The sequence below is a fragment of the Sagittula salina genome (assembly GCF_017813235.1).
Taxonomy (GTDB): domain Bacteria; phylum Pseudomonadota; class Alphaproteobacteria; order Rhodobacterales; family Rhodobacteraceae; genus Sagittula; species Sagittula salina.
In genome coordinates, this window is the sequence record NZ_JAGISH010000006.1 from 269,563 (window position 1) to 283,374 (window position 13,812).

General features: G+C 63.4%; 15 protein-coding genes. 8 read left to right on the forward strand and 7 right to left on the reverse strand.

The genetic code is table 11. From position 1 onward, the window contains the following. The first annotated feature begins 5 nt into the window (after nucleotides 1–5). The 8 genes from J5474_RS12615 (at nucleotide 6) to J5474_RS12650 (ending at nucleotide 9,970) form a co-directional block, all read left to right on the forward strand. The gene (locus J5474_RS12615) at nucleotides 6–1,004 is read left to right on the forward strand and encodes a flagellin (RefSeq protein WP_209361265.1); all 999 of its coding nucleotides are present in this window, start codon (nucleotides 6–8) and stop codon (nucleotides 1,002–1,004) included. Next, nucleotides 1,004–2,107, forward strand: coding sequence for a flagellar basal body P-ring protein FlgI (locus tag J5474_RS12620; protein ID WP_209361266.1), 1,104 nt, complete (start codon nucleotides 1,004–1,006; stop codon nucleotides 2,105–2,107). The genes J5474_RS12615 and J5474_RS12620 overlap by 1 nt, the downstream gene beginning before the upstream one ends. A 69-nt stretch (nucleotides 2,108–2,176) precedes the next feature. Next, nucleotides 2,177–3,046 (forward strand): flagellar motor stator protein MotA, encoded by an 870-nt coding sequence (gene motA / locus J5474_RS12625; protein ID WP_209361267.1) that lies wholly within the window; start codon nucleotides 2,177–2,179, stop codon nucleotides 3,044–3,046. Further along, a complete protein-coding gene (locus tag J5474_RS12630; protein WP_209361268.1) occupies nucleotides 3,043–5,355 on the forward strand; it encodes a hypothetical protein in 2,313 nt (770 codons plus the stop codon). The genes motA and J5474_RS12630 overlap by 4 nt, the downstream gene beginning before the upstream one ends. A 248-nt stretch (nucleotides 5,356–5,603) precedes the next feature. Then, complete coding sequence (gene flhA / locus J5474_RS12635) at nucleotides 5,604–7,685, forward strand: flagellar biosynthesis protein FlhA (RefSeq protein ID WP_209361269.1); 2,082 nt, start codon at nucleotides 5,604–5,606, stop codon at nucleotides 7,683–7,685. After that, the gene (locus J5474_RS12640) at nucleotides 7,682–8,449 is read left to right on the forward strand and encodes a flagellar biosynthetic protein FliR (RefSeq protein ID WP_209361270.1); all 768 of its coding nucleotides are present in this window, start codon (nucleotides 7,682–7,684) and stop codon (nucleotides 8,447–8,449) included. The genes flhA and J5474_RS12640 overlap by 4 nt, the downstream gene beginning before the upstream one ends. Nucleotides 8,450–8,453: 4 nt before the next feature. Further along, nucleotides 8,454–9,545: a flagellar type III secretion system protein FlhB gene (gene flhB / locus J5474_RS12645; RefSeq protein WP_209361271.1), complete on the forward strand. Its 1,092-nt coding sequence runs from the start codon at nucleotides 8,454–8,456 to the stop codon at nucleotides 9,543–9,545. After that, nucleotides 9,542–9,970: a hypothetical protein gene (locus J5474_RS12650; RefSeq protein WP_209361272.1), complete on the forward strand. Its 429-nt coding sequence runs from the start codon at nucleotides 9,542–9,544 to the stop codon at nucleotides 9,968–9,970. The genes flhB and J5474_RS12650 overlap by 4 nt, the downstream gene beginning before the upstream one ends. 63 nt (nucleotides 9,971–10,033) lie before the next feature. On the opposite strand, the gene J5474_RS12655 is transcribed toward J5474_RS12650, so the two are convergent. The 7 genes from J5474_RS12655 to fliE are packed head-to-tail and all read right to left on the reverse strand — an operon-like array spanning nucleotide 10,034 to nucleotide 13,788. Then, nucleotides 10,034–10,552 carry a flagellar basal body-associated FliL family protein gene (locus J5474_RS12655; RefSeq protein ID WP_209361273.1) on the reverse strand — a complete coding sequence of 173 codons (519 nt, stop codon included), beginning with the start codon at nucleotides 10,550–10,552 and terminating at the stop codon, nucleotides 10,034–10,036. Between the two features lie 9 nt (nucleotides 10,553–10,561). Next, nucleotides 10,562–11,290, reverse strand: a complete 729-nt coding sequence (gene flgH, locus J5474_RS12660; RefSeq protein ID WP_245216417.1) for a flagellar basal body L-ring protein FlgH — start codon at nucleotides 11,288–11,290, stop codon at nucleotides 10,562–10,564. A gap of 8 nt (nucleotides 11,291–11,298) precedes the next feature. Next, nucleotides 11,299–11,712, reverse strand: a complete 414-nt coding sequence (gene flgA / locus J5474_RS12665) for a flagellar basal body P-ring formation chaperone FlgA (protein WP_209361275.1) — start codon at nucleotides 11,710–11,712, stop codon at nucleotides 11,299–11,301. Further along, a complete protein-coding gene (gene flgG, locus J5474_RS12670; protein WP_209361276.1) occupies nucleotides 11,712–12,497 on the reverse strand; it encodes a flagellar basal-body rod protein FlgG in 786 nt (261 codons plus the stop codon). The genes flgA and flgG overlap by 1 nt, the downstream gene beginning before the upstream one ends. A gap of 10 nt (nucleotides 12,498–12,507) precedes the next feature. Further along, nucleotides 12,508–13,221 carry a flagellar hook-basal body complex protein gene (locus J5474_RS12675; protein ID WP_209361277.1) on the reverse strand — a complete coding sequence of 238 codons (714 nt, stop codon included), beginning with the start codon at nucleotides 13,219–13,221 and terminating at the stop codon, nucleotides 12,508–12,510. 1 nt (nucleotide 13,222) lies between these two features. Beyond that, nucleotides 13,223–13,492: a flagellar biosynthetic protein FliQ gene (locus J5474_RS12680; RefSeq protein WP_209361278.1), complete on the reverse strand. Its 270-nt coding sequence runs from the start codon at nucleotides 13,490–13,492 to the stop codon at nucleotides 13,223–13,225. A gap of 2 nt (nucleotides 13,493–13,494) precedes the next feature. Further along, complete coding sequence (fliE, locus tag J5474_RS12685; protein ID WP_209361279.1) at nucleotides 13,495–13,788, reverse strand: flagellar hook-basal body complex protein FliE; 294 nt, start codon at nucleotides 13,786–13,788, stop codon at nucleotides 13,495–13,497. Between the last annotated feature and the right edge of the window lie 24 nt (nucleotides 13,789–13,812).

Below are 13,812 nucleotides of genomic sequence, written 5' to 3' on the forward strand. Positions count from 1 at the left end.
ATGCCATGGAAGTTGTGGGGGATATGTCCCGCGCGCTGGTCCTGAGGAACAATCAGGTTCGCCTGCGCGAGGAAATGGACTTGCTCGCCATCGAGATCTCGACCGGATTCAAGAAAGATCCCGGACAGCACCTCGACGGCGATCTGACGGGGCTTCTGGCCATCGACCGGACGCTGGAACGGCTCGATTCCTTCCGGGTAAACGTGACGGAGGCGACGTTTCTGACCAGCTCGATGCAGACGACGCTGGACGAGATACAGACGCGGTCGGAAACCGTGTCGCAGACGCTGATCTCTGCCGAGCTGACGCCGAACGGCCCGCTTCTGGCGACGATGTCGGAAGACGCGGAAAACGCACTGGGCCAGATCATCAATGGCATGAACCGCAGCGTGGCCGGGCGTTTCCTGTTCTCCGGCACGGCCACCGACAGGCGCCCTGTGCAGGTGATGTCGGACATCCTCAATGATGCCCGCACCGCGCTGGCCGGATCGGTGACGCTGGCGGATGTGGATACCGCGCTGGACACGTTCTTTGGCGCCGGGGGGCAATTCGAGACGGTGAACTACGAAGGCTCCAACACCGGGCTGGCCCCCATGCGTCTGAGCGAGACAGAGACAGCCAACGTCGATATACGCGCCACCGATCCGGTTTTTCGCGAGGTGCTGAAGCCGCTGATCATGGCGACGCTGGCGACCGACAGTTCTCTCGGCTTCTCGCAAAATGTGCAGGTCGAGATGCTGGCGAAGTCCGGGCGCGACCTGCTTGGAGCGCAGCAAAACGTGGTGGAACTGCGGGCGGGCCTAGGCGCGCTGCAGGCCCGGATCGAGGAGTCCGAGACGCGCAACGCGGCGGAACGCATGGCCACGGCCAAGGCGCGCGTCGATCTGGTCGGGGCGGACCAATACGAAAGCGCCTCGCGCTACGAAAGCATCCGGGCGCAACTCGAAAGCCTCTACGCCATCACGGTACGATCACAACGGCTATCCCTTGCGGAGTTCCTCTGATGTCGAGATTTCTCGCGGTCGTCTTCATGGTTTTCGCAATGGCCCTGCCAGCCTCTGCCCAGTCTGTCCGGGTGAAGGATCTCGTGGAGGTGGATGGCGTCCGATACAACGATCTGGTGGGTTACGGTCTTGTCGTGGGTCTGAACGGCACGGGCGACGGGCTGCGAAATTCGCCGTTCACCGAAGAGATCATGCAGAACATTCTCGAGCGGCTGGGCGTCAACGTGACGGGCGAACAGTTCCGCCCGCGCAACGTCGCGGCGGTGCTTGTGACCAGCAAGCTGCCGCCCTTTGCCCGGACCGGGGGGCAGATCGACGTCACGGTCTCGGCGATTGGCGACGCCAAGAGCCTGCTGGGCGGGACGCTGATCATGACGCCACTCAACGCGGCCGACGGCCAGATCTACGCGGTGGCGCAGGGGACGGTGATCGCGGGCGGGGTCGAGGCGGGCGGCGATGCCGCGCGCGTCGTCCAGGGCGTTCCGACCGCAGGCGTGATCCCCTCGGGCGCCCGGGTTGAACGCGAGGTGCCGTTCGATTTTTCGAGTCTGTCGAACCTGCGGCTTGCGCTGCGGGAACCGGATTTCACCACCGCCGCACGCATCGAAGAGGTCATCAACCGTTCGCTCGGACGCCGTGCCGCCACGATGATGGACGCCGGGACCGTAACGGTCGACCTTGCCCGTGCCGGCGCGGTATCGCCCGCGCGGGCCATTGTCTCAATCGAGAACCTTGCCGTCGAACCGCAAAGGCGGGCGCGTGTGGTGGTGGATCAACGCTCGGGGACGATCGTGATGGGAGCCGACGTGCGAATCTCCCGCGTGGCGGTGTCGCAGGGGGGGCTCACCCTTCGGATCGACGAGGCTCCGCTGGTCATTCAGCCGAATCCCTTTGCCGAAGGCGAGACGGTGGTGGTTCCTCGTACCGGGGCCGCAATCGAAGAGCAGCCGGGTATCGGCCTCGCCGAGGTTCCGACCGGCACCAATCTGTCTGAGGTCATCGCCGGCCTGAATGCGCTGGGCGTGAGCCCGCGTGACATGATCGACATTCTCAAGAGCATCAAGGCCGCAGGCGCATTGCATGCGGATTTCGTCGTGATGTGAGGACGCTGAACAGGCTTTCTTAAGGGGCTGGTGTCAGTCTGAGACCGGATAAGGATCGGGAGAGCGGGAATGCTCGGAATCATCGGGATCGTCGTACTTTTTGCCATGGTGTTCGGCGGCTATCTCGCCGCGGGCGGGAAGATGGCGATCATCATCAAGTCGCTGCCATTCGAGTTCATGATGATCGGCGGGGCCGCCGCTGGGGCCTTCATGATCAGCAATGACGGAGCGACGGTAAAACACTCGCTGAAGGACATCGGCAAGGTCTTCAAGGGGGCCAAGTGGAAGCACGAGGACTACCGCGACCTGCTTTGCCTGCTGTTCGAGCTGATTCGCCTGGCCCGGCAGAACCCGGTGGCGATCGAGGAACATATCGAGTCGCCGTCGGAATCGACGATCTTCGGCAAGTACCCGAAGATCCTAGCGGACAAGTATTCACTGGAACTGATTTGCGACACCATGCGCTCGGTTTCAATGAATTACGACGACCCTCACCAGGTCGAGGAGGTGCTGGACAAACGGCTGGACACCATGGCGCATCATGCGCAGCACTCCAGCCATGCGCTGCAGTCCATGGCCGACGCACTTCCGGCACTGGGTATCGTCGCCGCCGTTCTGGGCGTGATCAAGACGATGGCCTCCATCGACCAGCCGCCGGAGGTTCTGGGCAAACTGATCGGTGGCGCACTGGTCGGCACCTTCCTCGGGGTCTTTCTGGCCTACGGCCTCGTCGGCCCCTTCGCGGCCAAGGTGAAATCCGTAGCGGAAGAAGACATGCATTTTTACCACCTCATCCGCGAGGTACTGATCGCCAACCTGCACAACCATGCCACCAACATCTGCATCGAGGTTGGTCGCCAGAACACGCCCGGGCATTTCCGCCCAAGTTTCGAGGATCTCGAGGAGGCGCTCAAGTCGGTCAAGCAGGAGGCGGCATGATACGCTGGATCCTCGCTTGGTTGTTGTTCCTGCCCGGAGTGGCGTGGTCGCAAACGGTAGTCGTGCGCAGCGGGGAACACGGGGACTTCACTCGGCTGGTCTTTCGTCTGCCGGAAGACGCGGATTGGACGGTGACACCGGGGGAGGGCCGAAACGTCAATCTCTCGTTATCCGGCAACGACGTGCAGTTCGACACATCGCAGGCGTTTCGCAGGATCAACCGCGAGCGGGTCGATGACCTTGTTGTACAATCAGACGGGTCTCTGGAGATAAGCTTGGCCTGTGTCTGCAAGGTAGATCCCTTTACCGACGGGAACAACTTACTGGTTCTCGACATTGCCCCAGGGGAGGCCACGACCCTGACTGCCGCCGAATCTGGCGGTGACGGATCAGAGGCGCAGGCTGGCCCGGCCCCGCAGGCGGGACCGCCGGATGAGGTGATGCAATCTGCCACCGATAGCCAGAACCCTCTGCTCCAGAACCTAGCCCGGGTACGCCTCGGAGGAACGCCGGGCGTTGGCCCCCGTCGTGTTCCCGATCCGCTTTTGCCGCGCTTGCCCGCCCGCGCAGTGGCCGATCGGTCGCAGAACGAGACGGAGGGAACCGCCCCACAAGGCGCCGCGCAGCTTGGCGACGATATCGCCGCAGACCTCGCGGCAGCGGCGACGGCGGGCCTGCTTGATCCCGCGATCCGGTCCGTTCCCACGCGGGAGTTCGGCGGTCTGGCGCCAGAACCGGAGCCGGTAGAACCGAGCCACGCCGCAGTCACTGCGGATCTTGCGCAGGAATTGGTGGCCGGTCTGACATCGGGCGAGCATCAGAGGATGCAGGGCGGGCACGTCCTGATCGGTGGCCATGGTTGTGAGCGTGACAAGAACATCGACCTCGCAGGCTGGGTGGCCGAAGACGCGGATATCAACGCCGTACTTTCCCAGAGGCGCACCGCGCTGTTCGGCGAGTTCGACAGAATCGATGAGGCGGCGATGGTCCGTTACGCCAAGGCCCTGCTACACTACGGCTTTGGTGCGGAGGCGCGGTCGTTGTTGAAGCTCGGGGACTCGCGTCCGGACCCCGCGCTGATGGCGCTCAGTTACCTCGTGGACGGGGCGCCCGATCCGACGCGCTACTTCGAGGGGCAGGAAGCCTGCGAAGGGTACGTCTCTCTATGGGCCAGCCTGTCAGAGCCGGAAATCGATACCGCCAACCAGGTCGATCACAAGGCCGTCTTGCGCAGTTTCGAGGCTCTGCCGCTGCATATGAAGCCCTTTCTCGGCCCCATTCTGGCAGAGCGTCTGACCAAGGCCGGGTATACCAATTCGGCCCGCGACCTGTACCGGCGCGTGGAGCGGACTGAGGGCACGGTTTCGGACAGCGTGGTTCTGGGCCGGGCGCAGATGGACCTCGCGGAGGGGGATTACGCAGCGGCGGCTGAACGGCTGAAACCGCTGTCGGAAAAGGGCACGCCGGAGACAGCCGATGCCATCGTTGCGCGGGTCAGACTGGCAGAGGCCACGGATGGCCAGTTGCCGCAGCGCATCGTCGATCTTGCGGAGGCTTACACAAACGAAATGCGTAACACCGACCAGGGCGTGGTCCTCTGGGAGGCGCATCTGAACGCGTTGCTGCTGAACGGCGCCTTCGAACAGGTCTTCAAGTCACTCGACGACCCTGACGGCATACCGGAGGAGGTCGTTGCCCGTACGAAGCAGGCCGCCCTGACCCGGCTGACAGAAAAGGCCGGGGATCTGACCTTTTTGAAGCTGGTCATTCCGGTGCGGCCGCTCGGGTCCGATGACGCAGCGGCGGAGAAGACAAGCCTGGATATTGCCGCCCGCCTCGCCAACATCGGCATGCCGGAGGCAGCGCTGGGCTATATAAACCAGATCGACCGGATCAAGGATGAGAGGCGCGCGCGCCTCATCAAGGCGGAAGCCTTCCTCGATCTGGGTAAACCCGAAGAATCCGAGATCAACCTGATCGGCCTGAGAGGGAAGGATGTGGACCGCCTGCGCGCGGAGGCCCGGCGCCAGATGGGGGACCACGCGCTGGCGGGAAGTCTCTTGCACGATGTCGGCCGAAACGATGCCGCCGTGACCTCCGGCTGGCTTTCTGGCGACTGGGCTGAAGTGGCGGATGAATCCGGCAGCATCTTTTCGCAAGCGGCGCAACTCGTGCAGGAAGAGCAGGTCGCCTTTGACCCGGACGATCCGTCGCTTCAGGACGCGGAGCGCCTGACGCAGCAAAGTTCGGAATCGCTGCAAACCCTGCGCGCTTTGCTCGATGCGACCCGCATCATCGAGGGCGACTGACCCAAACTCATAAAATTTCAACTAGATTCGCATAGTTCTGGGCGGAATGGTTCAGGTACGGGAGGCCAAGAAATGGCACAAAATTGGCGCGCGGTCCCGGTTTGCCGACCGCACTATGTCCAAGACCTTTCCGGCCGGGCTTTCCAAGGTCTGAAAGGGTGCAAAGGGTTTATGAACCCGGCGGATAAGCCGTGTCGCCTCGCGGCGTACGTCCTTTGCGGGTACGCCGAAATGATCGCGGGGGCACGATGAAACTGCAATCCGCGCAATTCTTTAGACCAACGATCCTGCTGGCACTGGCACTGATGGCGATCATCGTGATGATGATCCTGCCGATGCCGTCCTGGGTTCTCGATATCGGTCTCGCCGTGTCTTTCGGGCTGGCCATCCTGATCTTCACGGTGACCCTCTTCATCGAGCGTCCGCTGGATTTCTCAGCCTTTCCGACGATTCTCTTGACCTCTCTCATGCTCCGGCTGTCGCTCAACGTCAGCTCGACGAAGCTGATCATTGGGGACGGTCATACGGGCACGCATGCCGCCGGCGAGGTCATTCAGGGTTTTGCCAATTTCGTCATGGGCGGGAGCGTTTTCCTCGGCCTCGTGGTTTTCGGGGTGCTGATGATCGTGAATTTCGCGGTCATTACCAAGGGCTCCGCCCGCATGGCGGAAGTTTCGGCCCGCTTTGCCCTCGACGGGATGCCGGGCAAACAGCTGGCGATCGATGCCGATATGTCCGCCGGCGCCATCGACCACGCCGAGGCAAAGCGTCGCCGCGAGATCGAACAACAGGAGACCACCTTCTTCGGCTCGCTCGACGGTGCGTCGAAATTTGTGAAGGGCGATGCCGTCGCGGGCCTACTGATTACGCTGCTGAACCTCGTGATGGGCGTGATCATGGGCGCGGCTGTGCATGGCATGCCCCTGGGCGAGGCGTTGGAGACTTACGCGATCCTGACTGTCGGTGATGGTCTGGTTTCCCAGATCCCGGCCGTGATCATATCGATTGCGGCGGGTCTTCTGCTGGCGCGCGGCGGGGCGACCGGGTCGACGGACATGGCAATGCTCACACAGCTGGGCAAGCACCCGGCGGCGCTGGCCACCGTGGGCGTCCTGATGGGGCTATTTGCGCTGGTGCCGGGCCTACCCTTCCTTCCCTTCATGGCGGGGGCCGCGGCGCTTGGCTACATGGCGTGGTGGCGGTCGAAGCAGGTTCCGGAGGAAGAGGTATCGACAACGGAGGATGAAACACCGCAGGAACCCGCAACCCGCCGAATGGGCGACGTGCTCGACCTTGACGACATCCACGTGGAATTCTCGCCGGATCTGGTGAACATGGTGCTTGATCCCGGGACGGGGCTCGACGTGCGGATTTCCAACATGCGCACGCATATCGCCTCCAGTTTCGGGCTGATCCTGCCCGAAATCCGCCTCACCGACGCGCCGTCTCTGCCGACCGGTACCTACGTGGTACGCATCCATGGGGTAGAGATGGCGCGCGGCGCGCTTAACCCCGACCTCGTGCTGGCGCTCCTGCCGGACAACAACGAAGCGTTGCCCAACGGTGAAGATGTGACGGAGCCGGTCTACGGCGCGCCCGCCCGTTGGATCAAACCGGAGTATCAGGAACAGGCGGCCATCACCGGGGCCACCATCGTTACCCCGACCGAAGTGCTCGCCACGCATCTGCTCGAGGTCATCCGGCGCAACTTCGGCCGCCTTCTGTCGCTGAAGACGCTGCGTCGCCTTCTGGACGAAATGGTTACCCTGACCAATACCGCCCGAGCGGAAGCGAACCGTCGACTGCTGGACGAGTTGATCCCGGACAAGGTGCAGATCGACACGTTGCTGCAGGTGCTGCGTCTTCTGCTCGATGAACAGGTATCGATCCGCAACCTGCCGCTTATTCTGGAAACCATCGCGGAGATGCGCGGCCAACAGACTCAGCCGGAAGCGATCTGCGAACATGTCCGCCAACGACTTGGCTTTCAGTTGGTCGCCAACATGCGCCGCGATGATGGCACCATCCCGCTGGTCCAACTGGCCCCGGAATGGGAGGAAACCTTCCTCTCCTACCAGGTGGAAAGCAACCATGGCGCGTTGGACGTGGCCCTGCCGCCGGACCGCTTCGAAGTCCTGACCAACGGCCTAGCCACCACGATCGGAGATATTGGCACGCGGGGCATTTTCCCGGCGGTGGTCACCTCGGCGCGGCGCAGGCGGTTCTTGCGGACCGTAATGGTGGCCAAAGGGCTGACCAACCCGGTGCTGTCGTTCGAAGAAATCGGCCTTGAAGCGCGTCCGGCGCTTGTCGGGGTGGTCGCGGCATGACGCACCTTGCGCTCATACAGGAGCTGATGGGGGGCACGCTCTGGGCGGGGCTCGCCATTTTCCTGCGCGTGGCTGCGGCCTGCGCCGTGCTGCCGGTTTTTGGCGAACAGGTCGTTTCGGTGAGGCTGAAACTGGTGGTCGCGATCATGCTTACGCTGGTGGTGATGCCCGCGGTACTGCCTGTCGTCACGCTACCGTCGCCGGACCTCGTCGCCTTTGTCCGCCTGCTGGTGACCGAGACGCTGACGGGACTCTTCTTCGGCCTGATGCTCAGGACGTTCATATTTGCCATCCAGACCGCTGGCGCCATCGCGGCGCAGTCGACTTCGCTGTCGCAATTGCTGGGCCAGACGGGCATGGACCCGCTGCCGGCCGTCGGGCACATCCTGACCATGGCCGCGCTCGCGCTGTTGATGGCGACGGGCTACCACGTGAAGGCGGCGGCCTTTCTTGCCTTGTCTTACGAGATCGTGCCGATCATGGAGTTCCCGAGTCCCGCTGCCATCGCGGAGGCTGGGCGCCATCGCGTGGGGCAGAGCTTTGGGCTGGCTTTCACGCTGGCGGCCCCGTTCGTCATCCTGTCGGTGATCTATAACCTGACACTTGGCGCGATCAACAAGGCGATGCCGCAGTTGATGGTTGCCTTTGTCGGTGCGCCGGTCATTACCTTCGGGGCAATCGCCACCCTGCTCGTCGCGTCTCCGGTCATCCTGACCGTCTGGATAACCGCGGTCGAAGCGTTCCTCGCCGCTCCCTTCCGGTGACCTGATGGCGCAGGACGACGACAGCAGCGAAAAGAGCCACGAACCATCGCAGCGAAAGCTGGATCAGGCGCGGCAGAAGGGCGAAATCGCCCGTGCCGGGGATATGAACACTGCCATGGCGTACCTCGGGCTGCTCGTTTGTGGCGTGTCGGCGGGTGGCTACAGCCTGATGAAGCTTGGTGACAGCCTCCTGCCCCTGCTGGAGCAACCCGATCGCCTTCTCGAAATGTTCTTTGGTAACGGGCCTGTCGCACCCGCCGGCCCCCTGATCCTTGCGGCGCTGGTCCCCGTCCTGCCGCTGCTTCTGGTCCCGGGAGCATTCGTGATGCTCACGCTTTTCGCTTTCCGCGGCTTCACCTTCACCGCCTCCAAGCTGCAGCCGAAGATATCGCGCATCAATCCCATCGAGAACGCCAAGAACAAGTTCGGCCGGCGCGGCCTCTTCGAGTTCTTCAAGAGCTTCGTCAAGCTCACGGTCTATTCGACCCTGCTCGGCTTCTTCCTGCGCAGGCAGCTCGATGCAATCACCGGCACGATTCACGGCTCCCCGGGCGAGGCTATCCTGCTGATGACCGACCTCATGCTGCGTTTCCTTTTCGTGGTCGTACTGATCGCCATGGTGATCGGTGGCCTCGACGCGTTCTGGCAGCGGGCAGAGCACATTCGCAAAAACCGCATGTCGCAAAAGGAAACACGAGATGAGATGAAGGAATCCGAAGGCGATCCGCACATGAAGGGCCATCGCCGGATGCGGGCGCAGGAACTTGCGTTGAGCCACATGATGAAGGACGTGCCCGATGCCGACGTGGTGATCGTCAACCCGACGCATTATGCCGTTGCGTTGAAATGGAGCCGCATGCCAGGGAGCGCGCCAATCTGTGTCGCGAAGGGCACAGACCACGTGGCCTTGCGCATCCGCGAAGTCGCGTCCGACGCAAACGTACCGATCCACTCCGATCCGCCCACCGCGCGGGCGCTCTTTGCCACCACAGAGATCGGCGACGAGATCGCCACCGACCACTACCGCGCCGTCGCGGCGGCGATCCGGTTCGCCGACAGCATGCGGGCGAAGGCCCGCAGGAGCATCCTGCGTTGACCCGATATTCCGAACTCGCCTCCGTCACGAAAATCCTGCTCGAACGCGAGCTTGACGCGCATCGTCAGAGCCTCGACCACAGCCGTCGCATCGCGGGTGAGCTTGCGCAGATGGACGCCATGCGGGAAGCGGCTCAGGCCGATGCCGGTGCGATCACGGCGCGGCAAATACTGGGGGCGGACACACTCTGGCAGGGTTGGATGGTGCGCAAGAGGGCCGAGATCCTACGCCGCGCCGCGCTGGCTCGCGCCCACGAACAGGAAACGCTGGCCCGGGCCCGGCTGGCTTTTTCCCGGAGCCAGGCCACTGAGGAGCTTGTCGAGAAGGAGCGCAAGGCACGCATTCGGAAGCTGGCGTTGGCCGACGCGGACCGGATCGACGAACTGGGTCAACTGCGCCGGGCGCTGGAGCGGGACGATTGTTAGTCACGTGAAAGGCCCGCGATGCCCTCGGGTACCGCGGTCCGATGACGTTTCGGGATGATGGGGTCAGGTGTCCTGGCGGGCGATTTCGGTGATCAGAACATCGATCACGTCGCCTCCCAGCACGGAGCGGGCGGCCTCAAGCAGGGAACGACGCAGCGGGCCCATGCGGTCGGCATTGGTGAAGGAGCCTTCGAAGCCACCGATATTGGCGTGGTCGAACATCACCTGTAGCAGGACATCGCGCAGTTTGGGTTCGCGCGCATAGACGACTTCCGTCACGCCGATCCTGACCTCGAGGCTGAGCGACGCGACCACCAGCGCCTTTACCCGCTCCTCGGACATGACCGGGATGATGAACTGGTTGCTCATCTTCACGTATTCCTGCTGGGCGGGTGCCGGTTCGCCGTCGCCCCCGGTGTCGGCATCGGCCACGGTGTGTTCGACCTCTCCGGTCGGAGCGGCGCAGTCGATCGCGGCGTGTTCCTCCGCCGGGGGCGGGGCCGGTTTCATCATGATCCCGGCCCCGATCCCGGCGCCTGTGCCGACCACGGCCAGCAGGATGGGAAGAATTTTCTTGATCATGCGACCCCCTCAGAATGGCAGGACGACGTCAAGGATCTGCTGCCCGATGCGCGGCTGCTGAACGTCGCTGATATGGCCGCGTCCGCCGTATGAAATCCGGGCCGAGGCGATCTTGTCATAAGTGATCTCGTTCTGGCGCGAGATGTCCTCCGGCCGGACGTAGCCAGAGACCAGGAGCTCGCGCAGTTCGAAGTTCACGCGCACTTCCTGGCTACCCTCGATAGCGAGTACCCCGTTCGGAAGCACGTCGACCACCGTCGCGGCAACGCGCAGGGTCAGTTTCTCGCTGCGTTTGACAGAGCCGTCCCCGTTCGAAGAGGCGGCGCTGTTCAAATCCACGGCACTGTCGAGGCTGGCGCCGTCCGTCAGACCCTGATTGACACGCTCGGGAATGCCGAAGAGGTCCGGAATGGCCAGCGATTCACTCCCTCCGCGAGAGCGCGAACTGGTGGCTTTCATCTCGGCGCTGTCGCTTATTTCGATCACGACGGTAAGGATGTCGCCGCGTTTCATCGCCCGCCGGTCCCCCAGAAGGGAGGTCTGGCCAGCGGCCCAGAGCGACGCGCGATCACTCGCGCGGGCGACGGGCTGCACGGTGGCGATGCCGGAGGCTACCATGGCCACGCGTTCCTCGCTTTCGGTCTGCGGGGTAAAGTCCGGCTCCTTCCCGATATGGTTGAGCCGCCCACAGGCTGTCAGGCTGGCAAAGGCGCCGATCAGAAGAAGGGAACGCTGCATGTCTGGCCTCATTTCGCCACCAGGATGGTGCCGTTTTCGGAGATGGTCCCGAAGACCGCCGTCCTCGAGCTTGTGTTCATGACGCGGATGCGGTCGCCCGCGGCACCCCGCCCGAGCGCGCGCCCCTCGGTGATGATCCGCAGGCCGCCGTGTGTGTAGACCAGCTCGACCAGCTGGTTGCGGTCGATCAGGGCCGGTTCCCCCACCGCGCCGATCATCAACGGGCGGCCAGGGTAGACGGCGTATTGCGCTTCCTGCCCTATGACCTGATCGAGCGCGGTATAGGCGCCGGGCACCACGGCGCCGTCCAGTTGGACCGCCTCCGCCGTGATGATCTGCTGCGGCCGGAGCGGTCGCGTCGCCACCACGGTGTCGGCGAGGGCAGGGACGGCGCAGCCTATAAGAAGGAGAGCGAGGCGCATCACCGCACCTGCGTGGTCGCGCCAAGCATCTGGTCGGCGGCGGAGATGACCTTCGAATTCAGCTCGTAGCCACGCTGTGCCTCGATCAGGTCGGTGATTTCCTTGACCGCATCGACCGAACTGTCCTCGAGATAGCCCTGCCGGATCGTCCCCAACCCATCGAGGCCGGGCGTCGACTGGATCGCCGGGCCGGAAGCCTCCGTTTCCACGTAGAGGTTCGACCCGATGGCTTCCAGCCCCCGCGCATTGGTGAAACCGGACAGGGTGAACTGCCCCAGAAGCTGGGCCTGCGCGTTGCCGTTGAAGTAGGCGTAGACCTCACCATCGGCATTGATCGAAATGCTGCGGGCATCGTCGGGAATGGTGATATCCGGGGCGACCGGATGGCCGTCCGAAGTGACGATCAGCCCGTCACCGGTACGTTTGAGGCCGCCGTCTCTGGTATAAGCGGTCTGCCCAGAGGGCAGCGTCACCTCGAGATAGCCATTGCCCTCGATAGCCACGTCCAGGTCGCCGCCAGTCGCCGAAAGCGAACCCTGCGACAGGATCACCGACACAGAGGCCGGTCGCACGCCAAGGCCCAGCTGCACACCTGTCGGCAGCACCGCTCCGTTCGAGGCGTTCACCGTCCCGGCGCGCGCAACCTGTTGATAATGCAGGTCGGCGAACTCCGCCCGGCGGGCATTGTAGGCGGTGGTCGACATGTTGGAGAGGTTGTGGGAAATGACCTCGACCCGCATTTGCTGGGCGCTCATGCCGGTGGCGGCAATCTTCAGTGCGCGCATTGTAGTGCTCCTACTTGATGAATGCCTTCATGGCGTCTCTGATCCGTTGATCTTCGCGTTCCGCGAAGCTCTGCCCCAGTTCGTAGGCGCGCTGCACCTCGACCATGCGGGCCATCTGAAGGATCGGGTCGACGTTGGAAGCCTCGGTAAAGCCCTGCTTGACCCGCGGATTTTCCACCGGGACGTAGCCGGTTTTTGCCTCGAACAGCTGTGCACCCTCGCGGACCATCTCCTGCACGTCGTTGGGCTGCACGACGCCGATCTGCCCGATGGGGCGGCCGCCGGTGCTGATGGTTCCGTCCTGCGCGATGGCCAGATCCGCAGTATTGGGCGGAACGAAAACCGGCGCGCCCCCGGCATCCAGCACGGGGTTGCCGTCGGACGTGACCAGCGTGCCCTCCGCGCTCGGGACAAAGGCCCCGGCACGCGTCAGCCGTTCGCCGTTCGGCGTGCCGATCAGGAAGAACCCGTCGCCCTCGATAGCGATGTCAAAGGTGCCGCCAGTCATCTCCAGCGTACCCTGGGCAAACGACGTGCGATGCACCCGTCCCTGCGCCATGGAGACAGAGGCAACGTCGTCACCCTGCGTGATGTATTCCGAGAACAGGATGCCTTCCTGTCGGAAGCCGGTCGTGTTCGCGTTGGCGATGTTGTTGGCAATGACCTGCATTTCGCGCAGCAGACTGGACTGGCGCGCGATGGCCGTGTAGCCGGCGGTTTCCATGTCAGCCTCCGGTGATGATGGGAATGATGTGGTCCTGGAAAAACCCCACGAGCGTGTTCGTCATGAAGCTCATCGACATCCAGAAGACGGCCACGATGGCCAGCAGCTTCGGCACGAAGGTCAGGGTCATTTCCTGAATCGAGGTCAACGCCTGCAACAGGCCGATCCCCACGCCGGCGATCAGCGCGGCAGAGAGGATGGGGATCGAAGTGACAGCCGCCACCCAGAGCCCCATCCGAAGCGTGTCGAAGAAGACGGTTTCGGTCAGCATCTTCAGACCGGCATCCTCAGGATTTCCTGGTAGGCTTCGACCACCTTGTCGCGTACGGCAACGACTGTTTCGACAGCCAGTTCGGACTGGGCCAGCGCTTCGACCAGCGCGTGCGGGTCGGCATCGCCGGTCATCGACTCTTGCGTGACCTGTTCTGCGCCGCGCATCTGTTCGACGAAGTCCTGCGTCACGCGGGAGAATTCTGTCTCCAGCGGCGTGGCTTCGGCCGGGTTCGGCTGCATGGCCGGTTTCGAAGCCGCGTATTTCTGAGCGGCATAAAGCGAACGGACGTCCATTCTGGTCTCCTTTCACCGGGTTGG

What these genes read in the sequence shown, in the direction of transcription:
- J5474_RS12615 (WP_209361265.1), top strand. Translation starts at nt 6, where the DNA reads ATGGAAGTTGTGGGGGATATGTCCCGCGCGCTGGTCCTGAGGAACAAT.
- J5474_RS12620 (WP_209361266.1), top strand. Translation starts at nt 1,004, where the DNA reads ATGTCGAGATTTCTCGCGGTCGTCTTCATGGTTTTCGCAATGGCCCTG.
- motA (WP_209361267.1), top strand. Translation starts at nt 2,177, where the DNA reads ATGCTCGGAATCATCGGGATCGTCGTACTTTTTGCCATGGTGTTCGGC.
- J5474_RS12630 (WP_209361268.1), top strand. Translation starts at nt 3,043, where the DNA reads ATGATACGCTGGATCCTCGCTTGGTTGTTGTTCCTGCCCGGAGTGGCG.
- flhA (WP_209361269.1), top strand. Translation starts at nt 5,604, where the DNA reads ATGAAACTGCAATCCGCGCAATTCTTTAGACCAACGATCCTGCTGGCA.
- J5474_RS12640 (WP_209361270.1), top strand. Translation starts at nt 7,682, where the DNA reads ATGACGCACCTTGCGCTCATACAGGAGCTGATGGGGGGCACGCTCTGG.
- flhB (WP_209361271.1), top strand. Translation starts at nt 8,454, where the DNA reads ATGGCGCAGGACGACGACAGCAGCGAAAAGAGCCACGAACCATCGCAG.
- J5474_RS12655 (WP_209361273.1), bottom strand. Translation starts at nt 10,552, where the DNA reads ATGATCAAGAAAATTCTTCCCATCCTGCTGGCCGTGGTCGGCACAGGC.
- flgH (WP_245216417.1), bottom strand. Translation starts at nt 11,290, where the DNA reads ATGCAGCGTTCCCTTCTTCTGATCGGCGCCTTTGCCAGCCTGACAGCC.
- flgA (WP_209361275.1), bottom strand. Translation starts at nt 11,712, where the DNA reads ATGCGCCTCGCTCTCCTTCTTATAGGCTGCGCCGTCCCTGCCCTCGCC.
- flgG (WP_209361276.1), bottom strand. Translation starts at nt 12,497, where the DNA reads ATGCGCGCACTGAAGATTGCCGCCACCGGCATGAGCGCCCAGCAAATG.
- J5474_RS12675 (WP_209361277.1), bottom strand. Translation starts at nt 13,221, where the DNA reads ATGGAAACCGCCGGCTACACGGCCATCGCGCGCCAGTCCAGTCTGCTG.
- J5474_RS12680 (WP_209361278.1), bottom strand. Translation starts at nt 13,492, where the DNA reads ATGCTGACCGAAACCGTCTTCTTCGACACGCTTCGGATGGGGCTCTGG.
- fliE (WP_209361279.1), bottom strand. Translation starts at nt 13,788, where the DNA reads ATGGACGTCCGTTCGCTTTATGCCGCTCAGAAATACGCGGCTTCGAAA.